Source organism: Microbispora sp. GKU 823, from assembly GCF_002027145.1.
GTDB classification, from domain to species: Bacteria; Actinomycetota; Actinomycetes; order Streptosporangiales; family Streptosporangiaceae; genus Microbispora; species Microbispora siamensis.
On the sequence record NZ_MWJN01000019.1, the window covers coordinates 44,043 to 60,307 of the forward strand.

At 69.7% G+C, this 16,265-nt stretch carries 17 protein-coding genes, 1 tRNA gene and 2 pseudogenes; 9 read left to right on the forward strand and 11 right to left on the reverse strand.

Annotated features, from left to right (window positions below; translation table 11 throughout):
* Positions 1-3 precede the first annotated feature (3 nt).
* From B1L11_RS12820 to B1L11_RS12835, 5 genes and pseudogenes are all read left to right on the forward strand, one after another.
* Positions 4-840 (forward strand): ABC transporter permease subunit, encoded by an 837-nt coding sequence (locus B1L11_RS12820; RefSeq protein ID WP_239108758.1) that lies wholly within the window; start codon positions 4-6, stop codon positions 838-840.
* A complete protein-coding gene (locus B1L11_RS12825) occupies positions 828-1,703 on the forward strand; it encodes an ABC transporter permease (protein WP_079314676.1) in 876 nt (291 codons plus the stop codon). Before B1L11_RS12820 ends, B1L11_RS12825 begins: the two co-directional genes overlap by 13 nt.
* Positions 1,700-2,128: pseudogene (locus tag B1L11_RS50580) on the forward strand (ABC transporter ATP-binding protein); the annotation flags it as partial. The gene B1L11_RS12825 and the pseudogene B1L11_RS50580, both read left to right, overlap by 4 nt.
* 283 nt (positions 2,129-2,411) lie before the next feature.
* Complete coding sequence (locus B1L11_RS50585; protein ID WP_256862489.1) at positions 2,412-2,780, forward strand: TOBE domain-containing protein; 369 nt, start codon at positions 2,412-2,414, stop codon at positions 2,778-2,780.
* The gene (locus B1L11_RS12835; RefSeq protein ID WP_256862490.1) at positions 2,770-3,369 is read left to right on the forward strand and encodes an HAD family phosphatase; all 600 of its coding nucleotides are present in this window, start codon (positions 2,770-2,772) and stop codon (positions 3,367-3,369) included. Before B1L11_RS50585 ends, B1L11_RS12835 begins: the two co-directional genes overlap by 11 nt.
* A gap of 202 nt (positions 3,370-3,571) precedes the next feature.
* On the opposite strand, the gene B1L11_RS12840 is transcribed toward B1L11_RS12835, so the two are convergent.
* The gene (locus tag B1L11_RS12840) at positions 3,572-4,363 is read right to left on the reverse strand and encodes a helix-turn-helix domain-containing protein (RefSeq protein ID WP_079314677.1); all 792 of its coding nucleotides are present in this window, start codon (positions 4,361-4,363) and stop codon (positions 3,572-3,574) included.
* An 88-nt stretch (positions 4,364-4,451) separates the two neighbouring features.
* Between B1L11_RS12840 and B1L11_RS12845 the strand changes: the two genes are divergently transcribed.
* The 3 genes and pseudogenes from B1L11_RS12845 (at position 4,452) to B1L11_RS12855 (ending at position 6,446) form a co-directional block, all read left to right on the forward strand.
* On the forward strand, positions 4,452-4,832 hold the full coding sequence (locus B1L11_RS12845; protein WP_079314678.1) for a nuclear transport factor 2 family protein: 381 nt from the start codon (positions 4,452-4,454) through the stop codon (positions 4,830-4,832).
* Positions 4,833-4,841: 9 nt separating this feature from the next.
* Complete coding sequence (locus tag B1L11_RS12850; protein ID WP_079314679.1) at positions 4,842-5,345, forward strand: MBL fold metallo-hydrolase; 504 nt, start codon at positions 4,842-4,844, stop codon at positions 5,343-5,345.
* 139 nt (positions 5,346-5,484) lie between these two features.
* Positions 5,485-6,446: pseudogene (locus B1L11_RS12855) on the forward strand (quinone oxidoreductase).
* A 26-nt stretch (positions 6,447-6,472) separates the two neighbouring features.
* Here the strand turns inward: B1L11_RS12855 and B1L11_RS12860 are convergent.
* From B1L11_RS12860 to B1L11_RS12885, 7 genes are all read right to left on the reverse strand, one after another.
* Positions 6,473-7,525, reverse strand: a complete 1,053-nt coding sequence (locus tag B1L11_RS12860; protein ID WP_079314680.1) for a CdaR family transcriptional regulator — start codon at positions 7,523-7,525, stop codon at positions 6,473-6,475.
* Positions 7,525-8,325: an ABC transporter permease subunit gene (locus B1L11_RS12865; RefSeq protein ID WP_079314681.1), complete on the reverse strand. Its 801-nt coding sequence runs from the start codon at positions 8,323-8,325 to the stop codon at positions 7,525-7,527. Before B1L11_RS12865 ends, B1L11_RS12860 begins: the two co-directional genes overlap by 1 nt.
* Positions 8,306-9,214: an ABC transporter ATP-binding protein gene (locus tag B1L11_RS12870; RefSeq protein WP_079314682.1), complete on the reverse strand. Its 909-nt coding sequence runs from the start codon at positions 9,212-9,214 to the stop codon at positions 8,306-8,308. The genes B1L11_RS12865 and B1L11_RS12870 overlap by 20 nt, the downstream gene beginning before the upstream one ends.
* 92 nt (positions 9,215-9,306) lie before the next feature.
* A complete protein-coding gene (locus B1L11_RS12875; RefSeq protein WP_179155112.1) occupies positions 9,307-9,690 on the reverse strand; it encodes a thiol-disulfide oxidoreductase DCC family protein in 384 nt (127 codons plus the stop codon).
* 10 nt (positions 9,691-9,700) lie between these two features.
* Positions 9,701-9,847 (reverse strand): hypothetical protein, encoded by a 147-nt coding sequence (locus B1L11_RS46750; RefSeq protein WP_179155113.1) that lies wholly within the window; start codon positions 9,845-9,847, stop codon positions 9,701-9,703.
* Positions 9,844-10,788, reverse strand: a complete 945-nt coding sequence (locus B1L11_RS12880) for a cobalamin biosynthesis protein (protein ID WP_079314729.1) — start codon at positions 10,786-10,788, stop codon at positions 9,844-9,846. Before B1L11_RS12880 ends, B1L11_RS46750 begins: the two co-directional genes overlap by 4 nt.
* A gap of 41 nt (positions 10,789-10,829) precedes the next feature.
* Positions 10,830-11,648: an aminoglycoside phosphotransferase family protein gene (locus tag B1L11_RS12885; protein WP_079314730.1), complete on the reverse strand. Its 819-nt coding sequence runs from the start codon at positions 11,646-11,648 to the stop codon at positions 10,830-10,832.
* A gap of 241 nt (positions 11,649-11,889) precedes the next feature.
* On the opposite strand from B1L11_RS12885, the gene B1L11_RS12890 reads away from it, so the two are divergent.
* Positions 11,890-11,963, forward strand: a tRNA-Arg gene (locus B1L11_RS12890).
* Between the two features lie 2,694 nt (positions 11,964-14,657).
* Here B1L11_RS12890 and B1L11_RS12895 read toward each other — a convergent pair.
* The 3 genes from B1L11_RS12895 to B1L11_RS53920 form a co-directional block, all read right to left on the reverse strand.
* Positions 14,658-15,170: a hypothetical protein gene (locus B1L11_RS12895; protein WP_079314684.1), complete on the reverse strand. Its 513-nt coding sequence runs from the start codon at positions 15,168-15,170 to the stop codon at positions 14,658-14,660.
* Between the two features lie 26 nt (positions 15,171-15,196).
* Positions 15,197-15,544, reverse strand: a complete 348-nt coding sequence (locus B1L11_RS53915; protein ID WP_306291645.1) for a hypothetical protein — start codon at positions 15,542-15,544, stop codon at positions 15,197-15,199.
* 127 nt (positions 15,545-15,671) lie between these two features.
* Positions 15,672-15,932, reverse strand: coding sequence for a hypothetical protein (locus tag B1L11_RS53920; protein ID WP_306291646.1), 261 nt, complete (start codon positions 15,930-15,932; stop codon positions 15,672-15,674).
* Positions 15,933-16,265: the final 333 nt, after the last annotated feature.

Here is a 16,265-nt window from a genome sequence, read left to right on the forward strand (position 1 = left end):
ATCGTGCGCGACAGCCGTACGCGGTCGAAGAGCCGGTGGGCGGCCCTGCCCCTGCTGGTCTTCGTCGTCATCGTCTTCGGCGTGCCGATGCTGGTCCTCCTCGGTGGCACGTTCACCAAGGAGGGCACGCTCAGCACCGCCAACCTCACCGAGTCGCTCCAGGGCGCGTACCTGACCGCCCTGGCCGGGAGCGTCAAGCTCTCGGCGCTCGTGGCGGTGCTGGGCGGGGTGCTCGGCACCTTCCTGGCCCAGGCCGTGGTGACCTCCAGGTTCCGGGCACTGCGCGAGGCGGTGCTGACCGCCTCCGGGGTGCTGGCCAACTTCGGCGGCGTGCCGCTGGCCTTCGCCTGGATCGCGACGCTCGGCAACTCGGGCGTCGTCACCACCACCCTCGGCCTCGGCGCCCACGGATGGAGCCTGTACAACTTCTGGGGTCTCACCCTGGTCTACCTGTACTTCTCCATCCCCCTTCAGGTGCTCACGGTCGTGCCCGCGCTCGACGGGCTGCGCCCGCAGTGGCGTGAGGCCGCGCAGAACAACGGCGCGAGCACCTGGCAGTTCTGGCGGTACGTCGGGATCCCGGTGCTGACCCCTGCGCTGCTCGGCGGGGTCGTGCTGCTGTTCGGCGGCGCGTTCTCGGCCTACGCCACGGCGCAGGCCATGGTCGGGTCCACCGTCCCGCTGGTCACCCTGAAGATCGCCGACGCGCTCACCGGCAACGTCCTGATCGGCCACGAGAACGTCGCGCTGGCCCTCAGCCTCGACATGATCGTGGTCGCTGGCCTGGTCATGGCCGTCTACCTCCCGCTGCAGCGAAGGAGCGCCCGATGGCTTCGCTGACCCCCCAGGTTTCCACACAGCTCGCCCCTGCCACGGCGCCCGGGCGCGGCGGCCGGCCGCGGCGTCCCCGGGTGTGGCGCGGCGTGGTCCTCGTGCTCGCCGCCGTCTACTTCCTCGTCCCGCTGATCGCGTCGTTCGTCTTCACCGTGAAGGCGCCCAACCAGGGCTTCTCGCTCGACGCGTACGGCCAGATCTTCTCCGCCGAGGGCTTCGGCGGCAGCCTCCTGCTGTCGCTCGGGCTCGGCGTCGCCACGATCGTGCTGGTCCTGCTGCTGACGCTGCCCGCCGCGGTGGCCGTACGGCTCGGCGCGCCGGGGCTGCGGCCCGTGCTCGAGGTGGTCTGCACGCTGCCGCTTGTGGTGCCCCCGATCACGTTCGTGGCCGGGATCAGCACCGTGCTGCGGTGGGGGCCCGACTACCTGGCGAGCACACCTCTCTACCAGACGATCATCGCCGTGCAGAACCCGGACTTCCCGGTGGTGCTCGTGCTCGCCTACGTCGTGCTGGCGCTGCCGTTCGCCTACCGCTCGCTCGACGCGGGCCTGGGCGCGATCGACGTGCGCACGCTGTCGGAGGCGGCCAGGAACCTCGGGGCGTCGTGGCCCCACGTGCTGCTGCGGGTGATCATCCCCAACATGCGGTCGGCGATGGCCAGCGCGTCGTTCCTCACGCTGGCGCTGGTGCTCGGGGAGTTCACGATCGCCCGGCTGCTCAGCTTCCAGACCTTCCCCAACTGGATCTACCGGATCTCCGGCTCACAGGCGCAGGTGTCGGTGGCCGTCTCGGTGTTCAGCCTGCTGATCACCTGGCTGCTGCTGCTCGCCCTGTCGTCCGCCGGTGCGAGGCAAAGGAGTGGATCATGAACGGCGCCCGGGTCGAGTTCCGCGGCCTGCGGCGGCGGTTCGGCAGCACGGTCGCGCTGGACGGGCTCGACCTCACGGTGGAGCCCGGCGAGCTGATCGCGCTGCTCGGCCCGTCGGGGTGCGGCAAGACCACCGCGCTGCGCTGCCTGGCCGGTTTCGAGCAGCCCGACGAGGGCGAAGTGCTGGTGGACGGCGCCGACATCACCCGCGTGCCGGCCAACCGGCGCGACGCCGGCATGGTCTTCCAGTCCTACAGCCTCTTCCCCAACCTCAACGCGAGGGACAACGTGGGCTTCGGCATGCGGGTGCGCAAGGTGCCCGCCGCCAAGCGGCACGCCCGCGCGCAGGAACTGCTGGAACTGGTCGGCCTGCCCTCGGTCGGCGACCGCTACCCCCACCAGTTGTCCGGCGGCCAGCAGCAGCGCGTGGCGCTGGCCCGCGCGCTCGCCCTGGAGCCCAGGGTGCTGCTGCTGGACGAGCCGCTGTCGGCGCTCGACGCCAAGGTGCGGGTCACGCTGCGCGAGGAGATCCGCCGCCTGCAGCTCTCCCTCGGCATCACGACGATCTTCGTGACGCACGACCAGGAGGAGGCGCTGTCGATGGCCGACCGGGTCGCCGTGCTGCGCGACGGCCGCCTGGAGCAGGTCGCCGCCCCGCCACCCTGTACGACGCCCCGCGACCCCGTTCGTCGCCGAGTTCGTCGGGGCGATGAACCACCTGCCCGGCCTGGTGTCGGGCGACCGGGTCACCGTCCTCGGGCAGACGCTGCCCGTGGAGGGCCAGGCGCCGGACACGGCACAGGCGGACGTGCTGGTGCGGCCCGAGGCCGTGCTCGTCACACCCGACGCCGAGGGCGACGGGATCGTCATGGTGTCGTCGTTCCGCGGCTCCACCGCCCGCCTGCGGGTCCGCCTGGGCGACGGCACCGAGGTGCTGGCCGACGTTCCCGGGCACGACTCGGCGCGCTTCGCGCCCGGCACCGCCGTACGGATCGGGCTGGTCGAGCGGCCCGTGCTCGTGTCGGCCCGTTCGGAGACCGGAGCCGCGGCGGCGGTCCCCGAACCCGATGTCGTCTAGAGAGTGCGGCCCGGCTGCGGTCCTGTTCGACATGGACGGCACGCTGGTGGACACCGAGGACCTGTGGTGGGACGCCTGCGTGGAGGTCGCGGACGGCCTGGGCTCCCCTCTCGGGGAGGCCGACCGCGAGGCGCTGTTCGGCCTGTCGGTCGAGGACGCCGCCCTGCACATCACGGCCGCCCTGGACACCACCGGGGCTCCCGGGGCGCGGGCCGTCGAGGCCCTGCTGACGGACGCGTTCACCGACCGGCTCGAGAACGGGGTGACCACGCTCCCCGGCGCGGTCGCGCTGCTGGAGGCCCTGTGCACGGCCGGGATCCCGGCCGGGCTGGTCAGCGCGTCCCCACGTCCGGTCGTGGACCTGGTGCTCGAGACCGTCGGCGAGCACCGCTTCCGGCTGTCGGTGGCCGCCGGGGACAGCGTCAGGAACAAGCCGGCCCCCGATCCGTACCTGGCCGCCGCCGCGCGGCTCGGCGTCGATCCGGCGGCGTGCGTGGCGGTCGAGGACAGCCCGACCGGCGTCGCCTCGGCCCGGTCCGCCGGGTGCGCCGTCATCATGGTCGGCTCCTCGGGCGCGTCAGCGGGGTGACGGCGGTGCCGACGCTGGAGAGCGTCGACGTGCCGCTACTTCGCCGGCTCGTCTCCCGCGGCCCCCAGTGAGCGGGCACAGGTGAGCGGGCACAGGTGAGCGGGCACAGGTGAGCGGGCGCAGGTGAGCGGGCGCAGGTGAGCGGGCACCGGTGAGCGGGCACCGGTCACTCCGCCCGGCATGGTCGAAGTGTCGTGCGCTCTCATTCAGGGGGCCCTGTGACTCCTGTCCGGAAGAAGCGGGCGGTGTCGTCATCGGCGGGAAAGTACGCCTCGACGGCGATCTCTTCGAGCGTGACGTCGAAGGCGGCGCCGAACGTCGTGATGGTGTTGATGAAACACAGCTCCGCTCCGCGATGGCGGATTCGGATGGGCAGCGCGATGTCGGCGGGATCGGGTGGCGGTGGATCACCTGCGGGGCCGTAGGACAGCATTTCCTCATAGAGCGCGCTCAGTTCAGGATCACCGCTCTGCGCCACCTGGCGGGCGAGCCTGGGCAGCAGGTAGGCGCGGACCTGTTCGAGGTTGCGCAGCCGCGGCGCGAACCCGCCCGGATGCAGGCCCAGCCGCATCATGTTGACCGGCGGTCGCAGCAACGACGCATCGACGCCCTCCAGGAAGACGTCGATCGCCGTGTTGGCGAACAGCAAGTTCCAGCGACTGTCCACGGCCAACGCCGGATACGGCTCGTGCCCTCGCAGGATCTGCTCAAGGGCATTCCGTGCTGATGCCAGATGTGGGTCTTCCAGCGGCCGTTCTCGGACGACGGGCGCGTGCCCGGCCGCGACCAGCAGGCGGTTGCGTTGCCGCAGCGGGACGCCCAGATGCTCGGCCAGGCGCAGCACCATCGCGCTACTGGGAATGGTCCGTCCCGTTTCTACGAAGCTGACGTGCCTGGCGGACACGTCCGCCTGAATCGCCAGATCGAGCTGGCTGAGCCCTCTGCTGTGCCGCCACTCACGCAGCAGTTCGCCGATCGGCCGGTCCTGAATCATGCGGCGATTATCGTCCCGCCTCATCGATCACCTCGATTACATGGCATGTAATCGACAGAGCTGAGCGGCTGCTGCGACGGTGGCCCGCATGAACGACAGCAGCAAAGCCGCACGCAACAGGCACCTGGTCCTCCACGGCTTCACCCGGTTCGCGGCGGGGGACATCGACGTGCTCCGCACGCTCCTGCACGAAGACTTCATCGAGCACAGCCCGGGGAACCCCTCCGGGCGGGAGGCGTTCATCGCGTTCATCGCCGAGGCTCCCGTGGCCCGCGCCCGGCTCGACCTCAAACGGGTCATCGCCGACGACGATCACGTGGTGATGCACTACCACATGGCCACGGATGACGACCCGCGCGGCGTCGCCGTCATCGACGTCTGGCGACTGATCGACGAGCAGATCGTCGAGCACTGGGATGTGGTCCAGCCGGTGCCGGAAGCGCCGCAGGTTCCCCACGGAATGTTCTGAGGCAACGGCGTGAAGCACGGCGTCCCGGTGTTCGTGCATGCCGCCGACGCCGTCCGCACCCGCACGGGAGAAAAGCCCAAGGTCGCGATCGGCCCCATGCGTCTCGGCCCGACGCTCAGGTTCATCGGCTACTCCATCCGCAAGAACGGCCTGCGCACCCGCTACGTCCGCGACGTCACCGAAATCGGCGACGGCGACGTCCTGGACCTGCCCGGCAGCCCGATGATCGTGAGCATGCCGGGACACTCACCGGGCAGCGTAGCGGTGCACGTCCCCCTCGCCGACGCAGTCTTCGTCGGCGACGCCCTGACCACGCGGCACGTCCTCACCGGGCGTGCGGGCCCCCAGCCGGCGCCCTTCACCGACGACCCATCCGAAGCACTCTCCTCCCTCGGCCGGATCGCCGGACTGTCGGCGTCCTGGGTGCTCCCCGGCCACGGCGCCCCCTGGCGTACCTCACCGGCCCAAGCAAGCGAGGCGGTTAAGTCGGTATCGGCCGAAACTCGCACATGAACCGGATCCTCGAATCGGGCACCGCGATCGGCAAGATCACTCCTACGGGCTTCTGAACAACCCTTTCCGACGGGAACAACCGACAAGGCCCGGCCGGTTGGGGATCACAGGAGCCGAGCCCGAAAGACAGGAGTTGCGCATGCATGCCATCGTCGTCCCCGCTTACGGTGATTCCTCGGTGCTGGAGTACGCCGAGCGGCCCGACCCCGAGCCCGGCCCCGGTGAGGTGCTGGTCGAGGTGGCGGCGACGGGCGTCAACTTCATCGACGTCTACCACCGCGAGGGCCGCTACCCGCTGCCGCTCCCGCTGATCCCGGGCGCGGAGGCGGCCGGGACCGTCACGGCCGTCGGCCCCGGCGTGACCGACGTGGTGCCCGGCGACCGGGTCGCCTCCGCCAGCGCGGTCGGCGCGTACGCGACCAAGGCCGTGGTCCCGGCGGACAAGGTGGTCCGGCTGCCCGACGGGCTGTCACCCGACCTCGCTGCGGCGGTGCTGCTCCAGGGGCTGACCGCGCACTACCTGACCCACTCCACGTACGCGATCCGGTCGGGCGACGACGTGCTCGTGCACGCGGCGGCCGGCGGCATGGGCCTGCTGCTCGTCCAGATGGCCAAGCTCCGCGGCGCCCGGGTGATCGGCACGGTCTCCAGTCCCGAGAAGGAGAAGCTCGCCCGGCAGGCGGGCGCGACGAGGTCGTCGGCTACGAGGGCTTCCCCGAGGCCGTCAAGGAGATCACCGACGGCGCCGGGGTGCACGTCGTCTACGACGGGGTCGGCGCCGCGACGTTCGACGGGTCGCTCGCGTCGCTGCGACCGCGCGGCATGATGGCGCTGTACGGCGCGGCCAGCGGCCCCGTCCCGCCGTTCGACCCGCAGCGGCTCAACGCGGGCGGCTCGCTGTTCCTGACCCGGCCCACGCTCGCGCACTACACGGCCACCCGCGAGGAGTTGCTGTCGCGGGCGAACGACCTGCTCGGCTGGGTCGCCTCCGGCGCGTTGAAGGTGCACATCTCCCAGCGCTACCCGCTCGCCGAGGCCCGGCGCGCCCACGACGACCTGGAGGGCAGGCGGACGACCGGCAAGCTGCTGCTGATCCCCTGAACGTCCAGTCGCGGGGGATGTTCCGATCAGACCAGAGGGTGGGCCGGCCACTCCAGGAGGCGGGCCCCGAGCACGGCCGTCTCCAGTGTGAACCGTTGCGTGGGATCGCTCGGCGAGAAGCCGGTCAGCCTCCTGATCCGCTCCAGCCGGTAGGTGATGGCCCGTGTGCTGACGCCGAGCCTGCGCGCCGCCGCCGTGTGGTTGCCCTGGGAGGCGAAGACGGCCTCCAGCGTCTCCAGCAGCGGCTCGGGCCCGCCGCGGGCGGAGGTCAGCGGCCCGAGCACGGTGGAGACGAGGTCCACGATCGCCTCCCTGTCCCGCAGCAGCACCGGGAAGACCAGCAGGTCGGCCGCTTTGAGCACCTGGGCCCGCAGGCCCAGTCGCTCACCGAGGTCGATCGCGTTGACCGCTTCCCGGTAGGAGGTGACGATCCCGCCGGGGCCTTGGTGAGGGCGCCCCACCCCCACCCGCCAGTCCGTGAGCGCGGAGCGTACGCGGTGGGTGAACTCGCCGCTCGCGGCGGTCAGCGCGCCCGGGGACACGCACACCAGCAGGCCGTCGCGGACGGCGACCAGGATGTTGTGCGACCCGAACCTCGCCACCAGCGCCTGCTCGATCCTCCCGGCCAGCGGGTCGCCCGCCGCCACCGGGGTGTCCGGCCTGGCCACGGTCACGACGTACGCCCCCGCGAGCCGTAGGCCGAAGTGCTCGGCCCGCTCGGCGTCCGCCCTGCCCTGCAGCAGGTCGTCGACGAACATGCGCCGGGCCTCCTCCTCCTGCCGGAGTGCGGCGCGCTGGGCCTCCTCGTATCCCTCGATGTAGGCCGCCATGCCGCGGCGTACGGCGCCGAAGGTCCCGCCGGCGGTGATCTCGGCGGCGTGCAGGCAGGCGTCGGCGAGCACCCGCAGCGGGATGCCGCGCTCGGCGGCGAGGGCGCCGCACTCGCGCAGGCCGTCCATGTCGGCGCGGCCGGGCAGCCTGCCGGTGGCGGCCGACGCGGCCAGAACCGACAGGAACCCGCCGAGTAAGTCGGCGGGCACCCCGGTCGCCTCGCTCACGCGAGCGAGAACGCTGTCCATCAGACTCCTACGTCACGCCGTTCGAAGGCGAGCAGCGCCGTCATGAGGAGGACGGCCGTCGCACCCAGCAGCACAAGGTAGTCACCGTACGGCCAGCCCTGATAGAGCGGCCTGCCGTCGAGGTAGTAGTGGACGGGCGAGATCCAGCGCAGCCAGGAGATCGCGTCGATGCTCTTGCCCATGGTCTCCACGATGTATCCGGCGACACCCCACACGCCGACCACGGCGAGCGCGACCTGCTTGCGCCCGAACGCCGCGCCCACGCACAGCGTCAGCGTCCCGAAGAACAGCACGAGCAGGAACAGGCCGGTGTGCGCGGCGAGGATGCTGCCGAACGGCACGTCCATGTCGGCGGCGGACGAGGCCCCGGTGGCGACGGCCAGCGTCACCAGCGCCACCGCGAGCAGGCCGAGCGCCAGCGCGGCCCAGCGCTCCAGGAGCAGCCGCCTGCGGTCGATCGGCAGCGTCAGCGTGAGCTCCAGCGTCTTGGCCTCCTCCGGGCCGGCGATGGCCCGGTTGCCGAGGATCGCGGCGCACATGGTGAACAGCAGCGGGCCGAGGAGCTGGTAGGCGACCGCCTGGAGATAGCCGCGCCCGGTCGCGATGTCGGCCATGCCGCCCATCAGGTCCCTCAACGCGCCCGGATACTTGGCGATGGCCTGCTTGCTGAACGTCTCGGGGTCGTTCATCATGCTCGCGTAGATCGAGATGTACATCCCGAGGAACGCGCACAGCCCGACCGTCCAGCCGACGAGGGCTCGGCGGTACTCCCCCAGGCTCTTACGCACCAGCGTGGGCATGGCGGCCCTCCTCCTCGCTGTAGTAGGTCAGGAAGATCTCCTCGAGGTCCGGCTCCGCGCTGACCATGTGGACCACGGTGTAACGGGCCGCCGCCTTGATCAGCGCGTCGGGCCTGCCGTCGATCGTGCAGCGCAGGCTCGCCCCCTGGACGACCACGTCGCGTACGCCCGGGAGCCCCTCGAACGACTCCTTCGGCACCGGCGCGTCGAAGTGGAGCTCCACGTGCCGTACGGCCCGCTCGCGCAGCGCGGCGATGTCCTCGACCGCGACGAGGCGGCCCGCGCGCACGATGCCCACCCGGTCGGCCACGTGCTCCACCTCGGCGAGCACGTGCGACGACATCAGGATCGTGTGGCCTGCCGTGCGCGCCTCCCGGACCATGGCCAGGAACTCCTGCTGCACCAGCGGGTCGAGACCGCTCGTCGGCTCGTCCAGGATGAGCAGCTCGGGCTCGTGCATGAACGCCTGGATGAGCCCGACCTTCTGCTTGTTGCCCTTGGACAGCTCGCCCATCCTGATGGACAGGTCCGCGTCGAGCCGCTCGGCCAGTTCGTCGAGCCTGCCGCGGCTCACCCCGCCGCGTACGTCGGCGAGGAACTGGAGGTAGTCGCGGGCCCGCTCCCTGCCCTCCAGGGCCAGCTCGCCCGGGAGGTAGCCGATCCGGGCGCGTACGCGCGGATCGCGGGTGTCGGCGCCGAGGACGGTCGCCCGGCCGGACGTCGGCCGGATCACGTCGAGGAGCAGCCGGATCGTCGTCGTCTTGCCGGCGCCGTTGGGGCCCAGATAGCCGAAGACCTCGCCTGGCCGGATTTCGAGGGTGAGGTCCTCGAGGCCTCGTCTCGTACCGTAGAACTTCGTCAGTCCTTCGGTCTCCACCACTGCTGTCATGCCGCAATGGTGGCGCTCCCGTCAGGCGCGGGGTATGCCCGCTTCCGGACACTTGCCGGTCGTGTTTGTTCCCACCTTCGGCAAAGCGGAGGTCACGACGTGCCGCACGTGGTGGAGCCGGGCAGGAGGTGGCGGTAGCGGGAGACCAGCCGGTAGCCCGCCTCGGCGACCCAGCTCACCGGCGGGGTCAACATCACCCGGCCGGCCGCGCGCCAGGCCGCGCGCGGCTGCAGGGCGAGGAGCAGCGCGACGGCGCGCGCGCCGTGGGCGCGCAGTCCGTCCGGGCCCAGGAACTGCACGGAGGCCGCGACCTCCTCGCGCGTCAGGCCCGCCGCGCCGAGGTCGAGGCCCTGCCACGCCCGCACGACGGGCATGTACGGCAGGAACCGGTGCCCGGCGTTCACGCACGCCTGGCAGAAGGCGCAGTCGCCGTCGAAGACCAGCAGGACCGGGTGCTCTCCGCTTTCTCCGCCCATGCCGTCGAACCTACCAATCCTGGGGCGGATCATTCCGATCTCGTGGTGGCGGCGCGGGCTGCCGTGACGCGCGCACCACCAGCACGGCGACCACGACCACCGCGACCACGACGCTGAAGACGACCGCGAGGACCAGCAGCAGGACGAGTGCACTCATCGTCGATCCCTTCCGCGGACCAGGCGTGCGGCGACGGCCAGGCCGACCGACGCGTACGACACCGCGCGCGCCAGCCGTACGGACCTGGGGATGTCGGAGACGGCCGGACGGGGGCCGTCGCCCAGGTCCGGGCGGTGCTCGACCCGGCCGCCGTAGTCGTTGGCCCCGCCGAGGCGTACGCCGAGGGCGCCGGCGAAGGCCGCCTCGCAGCGTCCGGAGTTGGGGCTGGGATGGCGGTGCCCGTCCCGCACGAGGACGGCCGCCGCGCGGCGCGGGGAACCGCCCACCAGGCCGGCGAGGCCCGCCGTGAGCAGGGCCGTCAGCCGGGCCGGCACGTAGTTGGCCACGTCGTCCAGCCGGGCCGAGGCCCAGCCGAACCTCTCATAGCGCGGCGACCGGTGGCCCACCATCGCGTCGAGCGTGTTCACCGCGCGGTAGCCGAGCAGGCCGGGCACGCCGAAGAGCGCGCCCCACACGAGCGGGGCGACGACGGCGTCCGAGGTGTTCTCCGCGATGGACTCGACCGTGCCCCGCGCGAGCTCCGCGGCGTCCAGCCCGGACGGGTCGCGCCCGCACAGGTGCGGAAGGCGTGCGCGGGCGGCGGCCAGGTCGCCGTCATCGAGGGCCCTGGCCATCAGCGCGCCCTCCCTGCCCAGCGTCGTGCCGCCGAGCACCGCCCAGGTGGCGGCGGCGGTGACCGCGGCCCGCGCGACCGGGCTCGACCGGGTCATCCGCTCGGCGAGCAGCCCCACGACCGTCGCGGCGCCGACGCAGACGGTGGTGTACGCCAGCCCCGCTAACCGCGAATTCCGATATATGCGCTTTTCTAGGGCGGCGGCCCGGCTGCCGAACACCGCGACGGGATGGCCCCGCCGGGGATCCCCCACCGCGGCGTCGATCGCGGCCCCGGCGAGCAGCCCCGCCGCCGTGGCACCGTCCATGATCCGGATCACGCAGGCATTCTGCCGTACGTGCCCGTTTGTCACGAGATGGGATCGTCGCCGAGGAGGCGGCGCTGGATCGCGTCCTCGTTGGCGTCGAGCCAGGCGGCGGCGCGTCTGATCCGTCCGCCCGCGCCGCCGTCCCACATGCGCGCCCAGCCGCCGCCGAGCGTCCTGGCCCGGTCGCGCATGACTGCGTAGGAGCGGCCGAACCGCACTCTGGCCGTCTCCACCAGCAGGAGCCGGTCCCGCGCCGGCAGGCCGTACGCGTCGCAGAACAGCCGCACGCGGGCCGCCGCGTCCAGGGACCGCTGCAGCCGATCGCGGTCCAGCGGATCGGCGAGCGGGGCCCAGTGCCGCAACGTGGTGACCACGTCGAACAGCCGCGTCGTCGGCCTGGCCAGGTCGAAGTCGATCAGCGCGTACGGCAGGAGCCCCGCGCCGGGCCGCTCGCGGAAGACGACGTTGGCCGGGGTGACGTCGCAGTGGCCCACGAGCTCGGCGGGGCCCTCCGGCGCCGAGCCGTTCTCCCATACGGCGCCGGGAGGCGGATTGAACGAGGCCGCCGCGTCGTGGAAGCGCCGCAGCAGCCGGGCCAGCGTGGTCAGCGCCTCGTCGCTCACCGCGTACGCAGGCAGGGGGTGTGCGGGCACCACGCCCTCGACGTACGTGAGGATCGCCCTGCCCCGCTCGTCGATCCCGAGAACCCTCGGCGCCCGGTCGAACCCGGCGGACTCCAGGTGCCGCAGCAGCGCGTGGACCGACGGCGACGAGGGCCGCATCGGCCGCCGTACGGTCGCGCCCACCCGTACGACCCCCTCGGAGACATCTCCGACGAGTGGGATCTCGCGTACGGACATGGCGATGCAGTGTAGCCGCGAGATCACCCGACCGCAGTCGGCCAGGCGAGTTCCCTGCATCAGGGACGCCCTCGCGCGCAGGGGCCCGGACAAGGACCTGAGCAGCGCCGGCGCTGGGCCGGCCGGCCATCCCTGACGAGCACCGCCACCAGGCTCGAAGGCCCGCCGGAGGGGTGGTCCGGCCCATGTCCGGGAAACCGGGTGTGTACCCGGTCCCCGGATCATGCAGAATTAGGCACGAGCGCCCTTAGCTCAGCTGGATAGAGCATCGGACTTCTAATCCGACGGTCGGGGGTTCGAATCCCTCAGGGCGCGCTCCCCCACCCAGCCCAGATGCCCTCTGAGCTGGCCCTTCACATGATCGGGCTGTCGCCGAGGATGCAGCCGGACGCCACCAGATGCAACCTCAGGCGGCCACTCCCGGAATATCTCCGGAATGATCTTGGCCACGTTTCCGCAGGTCGCCAGGCGGATTCCGCCAACTTCCGGAACGATTCCGAGACCCCGAGCATTCGGAAGGGTGCCAACCCGAGTCGGCCACCCTGACGTTGTCCCAGCTTCAGAGGGGAACCTCCGGCGCTGCGGTGATCGGCAGGACGCATGGGCCCGTCACCGCACAGAAGGTGGCTACGGTAACGGCTGATCCCTCCGTCGTCGGCTTGGGACCTGCCGAGGCACCAAGGTCAGGCGATCAAGGGCGGCGCTACGCGCCGCTCGCGGCCCTACGCCCGGCCGCACGCTGCGCGTGCGGCCTGGAGGCCGTTCTCGCGCGCGGCCGGCTCGGGCCGCCCAGCGCGCGAGAACGCTCCTCTACTCCTGAGACTGGCTTTCAGGGGGCTCGATACCGAGCGCGGCTCTCACCGTCTTCGGGCCAGCCTGCCATCGCGCCAGTGAATCCATGACAGCGGGAACATCTGACGCCTTTGCCTTCTTCAGCGCCTTCGCCCCGAGGATCAGCCGAACAAGCTGTCCGGGTAGGACCCGAATCGACCAGACGACAACTCCCGCAAGGACTACAGGAACACCATCGAGGACATGCCCAACCAACTCGGGCATCATTTGAGCCTTCTCCCGGCCCCTGAGCCAAGGGCGCAGATCCCGAGAACAAGTTGGGCCAACGCGAAGGCCCGCACACCGGGGTCTGCGTACTCCCTATGGCTTTGGGACGTACGTGTCACGTACGACGTGGCAGCCGGGCAGCCACCACGAAACAGGAAGTAAGCGTTGAGATCAGCATAAGAGATCGCGGCCTCTGGCGGGGGCACTCCGGCTCCGGGGTGATCAACAGAGGCCTGCTCACCATGGCCGGCCGTAGCTGGTTGAGGTAGGAGCCTGATCACCCCGTCCGCCATCGACCCAGGACAAGCCGAGCAGACCAAGGCCGCCGGGTCCAGGTCGTTCGTCCAGTCGGGCGCTCCACCTGGACCCGGCGGCCTTGGCCCGCTTCCCCTTCGGGCGGGTCGACGGCAGACGGGGTGATCAGGAGGCGGAGGCGTGCGCACCGCGCGGGAAAGGCCAGGTCACGGGCTGATCGTCGTGCCATTAGGCAGGGTGACGAGGGGGCAACCACGGTCACTCATGATCGGCTTCACGCCCAGGTCAGCGCCCCTACAGACCTGATCCATGCAATTCCCAAGCTGACAGCCCGGGTTTGGTTCGGCCGAAACAGGCCACAGGCGGGCAAAGGGACAGCGTGTCCCTGCAGGCTATGCGATGCCCGCCGCCTCTCCTGTTCCCCGAGGCCGGTCGAGCTGCGCAGGCTCTGACAAGAGGTCCGGGGCATGCTATATGGGTGCCCCAGGCGTGCACTAAGTGCCATACTCCCGTTCCATGCCCCGCACCGATCGTGTCAGCCTGACCCGGGAAGCGCTTGCAATGCCCGCGGTAGATCACCTTTCGAATAACGGTACGCTCAACGTTCTCCTGGATCGTGCCCTCTCGGGTCTTCCGTCTGGCCTCCCACCGGATCGAACGACGGTTGGCCTATTCACGAATTTCGTCAGATTGACAGATAAAGCACTCCGGGAATACGACGCGGCACGAGCTGAATTGCTGGTCTTCGTCTCGCCTCATTCTGGACTGCGCACAAGCCCCTACCTTAGAGCTATCGACCACATGGAAAACTGTGTGAGCGCAACTCATCGTGCAGTTCTGACTGCGCGAGCACTTCGAGAGAATAAGGTAGGCCGAGGAGCGCCAACTCTAACGCAACGCCAGGAAGAGCGCCTGAAGTTCCTACGTAACGCCATGGAACACTCCGACGAAAGATTCTCGGTAAGCAGAAGTATAAAAATAGCCCGATTTTCGATAAGGCTGATCCATATTCACTTCGATTGTCGAATGCATCCATGGTGATCGGTCCACACATCCTAACGTACAAGGAGCTCGTGTCGGCGATGACAAAGTGTCACCGGACGATCGAGAAGATACGAGGGGTCCCTACAGGCACACCTAGTCCCGACTTTCCTAACGCGAAGCTACGTACTACAACCGTGGACGGCGCAACTCGAAGATCAAGCGGATTTCAACCTAGCGACTACCTTAGAGAGTTGACCCGACTCATCGTCACTCACTCCTGACAAGATCGTCGTGCCAACCTCTGGATCGTTCCTCTGGCCGGACCACAGACCAAGATCCGGAATGTGCTCGGAATCACCTTGCCCCGTCCGGAAGCATCGGAGAGATCACGCGCAGGTCAGCCCTGCACCGGGACGAGAAACGGCGATCCCACTTCTAATCCGACGGTCGGGGGTTCGAATCCCTCAGGGCGCGCTCCCCACCTAGCCTGGTTGGCCTCTGACCTGGGCTTCTGCTTGATCATGTGGTGATCGCGTACGCCGCCGAGAGCCGCCGCTTGTCGCCAGTCACGGGATATACGCGGGATGATGTTGGTCGCGTTCTCCCAGGTCGCGCGGCGCTTTCCGGAACCTCTGCGGGATGAGACCCACCCGAAGAATGCCGAAGGGCCCCGGAGTGACCCGAGACCCTTGGCTGGCGCGGTTCCCACTTCTACGAATCCTGATCTTTCAACGCCTCAAGCCGGTGGCTTGCGGCGTCGGCGATCTTTCGTGCTTGCTCGCGGAGTTCGTCGTCGCTCGGTGGAGTTGCCCGCCCTGCCTCCCAGTCGTCGATAAGCATCATCAGCCAGAAGATCCCCTCGGGACCGTCGCACTTGTCTCTGAGTTCGAGGATCAGGAAGTCCGCACCCTTACCGATGGGGAGTGTGCCTTCGGCTATGCCCTGCGCTACATCGCGGGCGACCTCCCACGGCTTGCGCTGCACATCGATGGGTGGGAAGCCGCTCTCCGTCATCACCTCGCGGATGAGCGGCTCAACCTCCGTCATTGATCCGGTGGACAGCGCACAGCCCGCCAGCTCCCACACCGCTGGAGAGTCGAGCCCCGCTTCGATCAGTTCGCAGGCCAGCCAACCGGCCTCCGGGGCGGTCCCGGAGAGGCGTCCCCAGAGGAGATCACCTCTCAGCTCAGCCAGACGATTCCTGAGCTCGGGGGAGAGTTCCACCAGATCAGTATTCCGCGATTGATCACTCATGAGGCCAGGGCGCCATCTATGCGCTGGTTGGCGATCTCACGTTGCCCGTCGATGCACTTGGCATAGACGCGCAGCATGACGTCCACGCCGTGACCGGCGCGCTCAGCCGCCTCCGGCGCGTGGACTCCTGCGTTGAGCCACAACGAGACGGCCGTGTGGCGCAGGTCGTACGGCCGGGCCGCGAGCGGCGAGGCGACCTGCTCTGGAGTGAAGGCGTAACTGCGGGCTTGCTTCCAGATCTTCGCGTACGCCGAGCCCGTGATCACGCCATCCGTCCTCGTCCGGAACAGCCGGCCATCCTTCGCCATCCCGAAGGTTTCCAGGTGCGTGCGCAGGATCTTCACCAGTTCCGGCGGCGGGAAGGGAACGTCTCGCGTCGTCGTCTCCTCCCGATACTGAGGCCCCGTTCGTCGTGGCCCTCTCCCGAATCGGTGAACCGCTTGTTGCTCTGGGGGCGAGCCTTCTCCAGCGTCAGCAGGCCCCATCCGGATTCGGGAAGGTGGCAGTCCTTCGCACGCAGCCCGGCCGCCTCGGCAGGTCGCCGAAGTACATGCAGGCGAACATTGCCACGAGCATCGGCCCACGCTTACGACCGCAGTAGGTGAGCGCGACGAGGAGTTCCCGCGCCTGGGCCGGATTGACGACGACGGGCCGGTCTATCTCGCCGTTCGTCTTGGTCCGGCGCAGCTTAAACCGGTCGAGCGGATTTGCCGAAAGCTCTTCCAGTTCCACCGCGTACTCCAGGGCGTGATGGAAGACCCGGGACAAGCCGAGCAGACCAAGGCCGGTCGACGGCGGACGGGGTGATCAGGAGGGCGGGCTGTACGCGCCGCGTTGTCAGGCCACGGGTCGGCTCCTTCTCGTACGCTGACCTTCGTGGATCTCCAATCCGTGGACTGGGCTGCAATTCCCGGCCCGAAGTGGTACTCGCCCCAATGTGTGACGGAGGCGTTCAGGGCCTTGATGCGGACGACATGGGCTGACAAGGATCGGGGCCGCGGTATTCGCTCAGTCGTCGGTAATGATCACGCCGGCACCCTCTACCCGGCCGCTGTCGCAGGCACA

Bases quoted from the DNA above. Each gene is read 5' to 3' on its own strand.
- B1L11_RS12825 (WP_079314676.1), top strand. From the start codon at position 828: ATGGCTTCGCTGACCCCCCAGGTTTCCACACAGCTCGCCCCTGCCACG.
- B1L11_RS50585 (WP_256862489.1), top strand. From the start codon at position 2,412: ATGAACCACCTGCCCGGCCTGGTGTCGGGCGACCGGGTCACCGTCCTC.
- B1L11_RS12835 (WP_256862490.1), top strand. From the start codon at position 2,770: ATGTCGTCTAGAGAGTGCGGCCCGGCTGCGGTCCTGTTCGACATGGAC.
- B1L11_RS12840 (WP_079314677.1), bottom strand. From the start codon at position 4,363: ATGATTCAGGACCGGCCGATCGGCGAACTGCTGCGTGAGTGGCGGCAC.
- B1L11_RS12845 (WP_079314678.1), top strand. From the start codon at position 4,452: ATGAACGACAGCAGCAAAGCCGCACGCAACAGGCACCTGGTCCTCCAC.
- B1L11_RS12860 (WP_079314680.1), bottom strand. From the start codon at position 7,525: ATGGACAGCGTTCTCGCTCGCGTGAGCGAGGCGACCGGGGTGCCCGCC.
- B1L11_RS12865 (WP_079314681.1), bottom strand. From the start codon at position 8,325: ATGCCCACGCTGGTGCGTAAGAGCCTGGGGGAGTACCGCCGAGCCCTC.
- B1L11_RS12870 (WP_079314682.1), bottom strand. From the start codon at position 9,214: ATGACAGCAGTGGTGGAGACCGAAGGACTGACGAAGTTCTACGGTACG.
- B1L11_RS12875 (WP_179155112.1), bottom strand. From the start codon at position 9,690: ATGGGCGGAGAAAGCGGAGAGCACCCGGTCCTGCTGGTCTTCGACGGC.
- B1L11_RS46750 (WP_179155113.1), bottom strand. From the start codon at position 9,847: ATGAGTGCACTCGTCCTGCTGCTGGTCCTCGCGGTCGTCTTCAGCGTC.
- B1L11_RS12880 (WP_079314729.1), bottom strand. From the start codon at position 10,788: ATGGACGGTGCCACGGCGGCGGGGCTGCTCGCCGGGGCCGCGATCGAC.
- B1L11_RS12885 (WP_079314730.1), bottom strand. From the start codon at position 11,648: ATGTCCGTACGCGAGATCCCACTCGTCGGAGATGTCTCCGAGGGGGTC.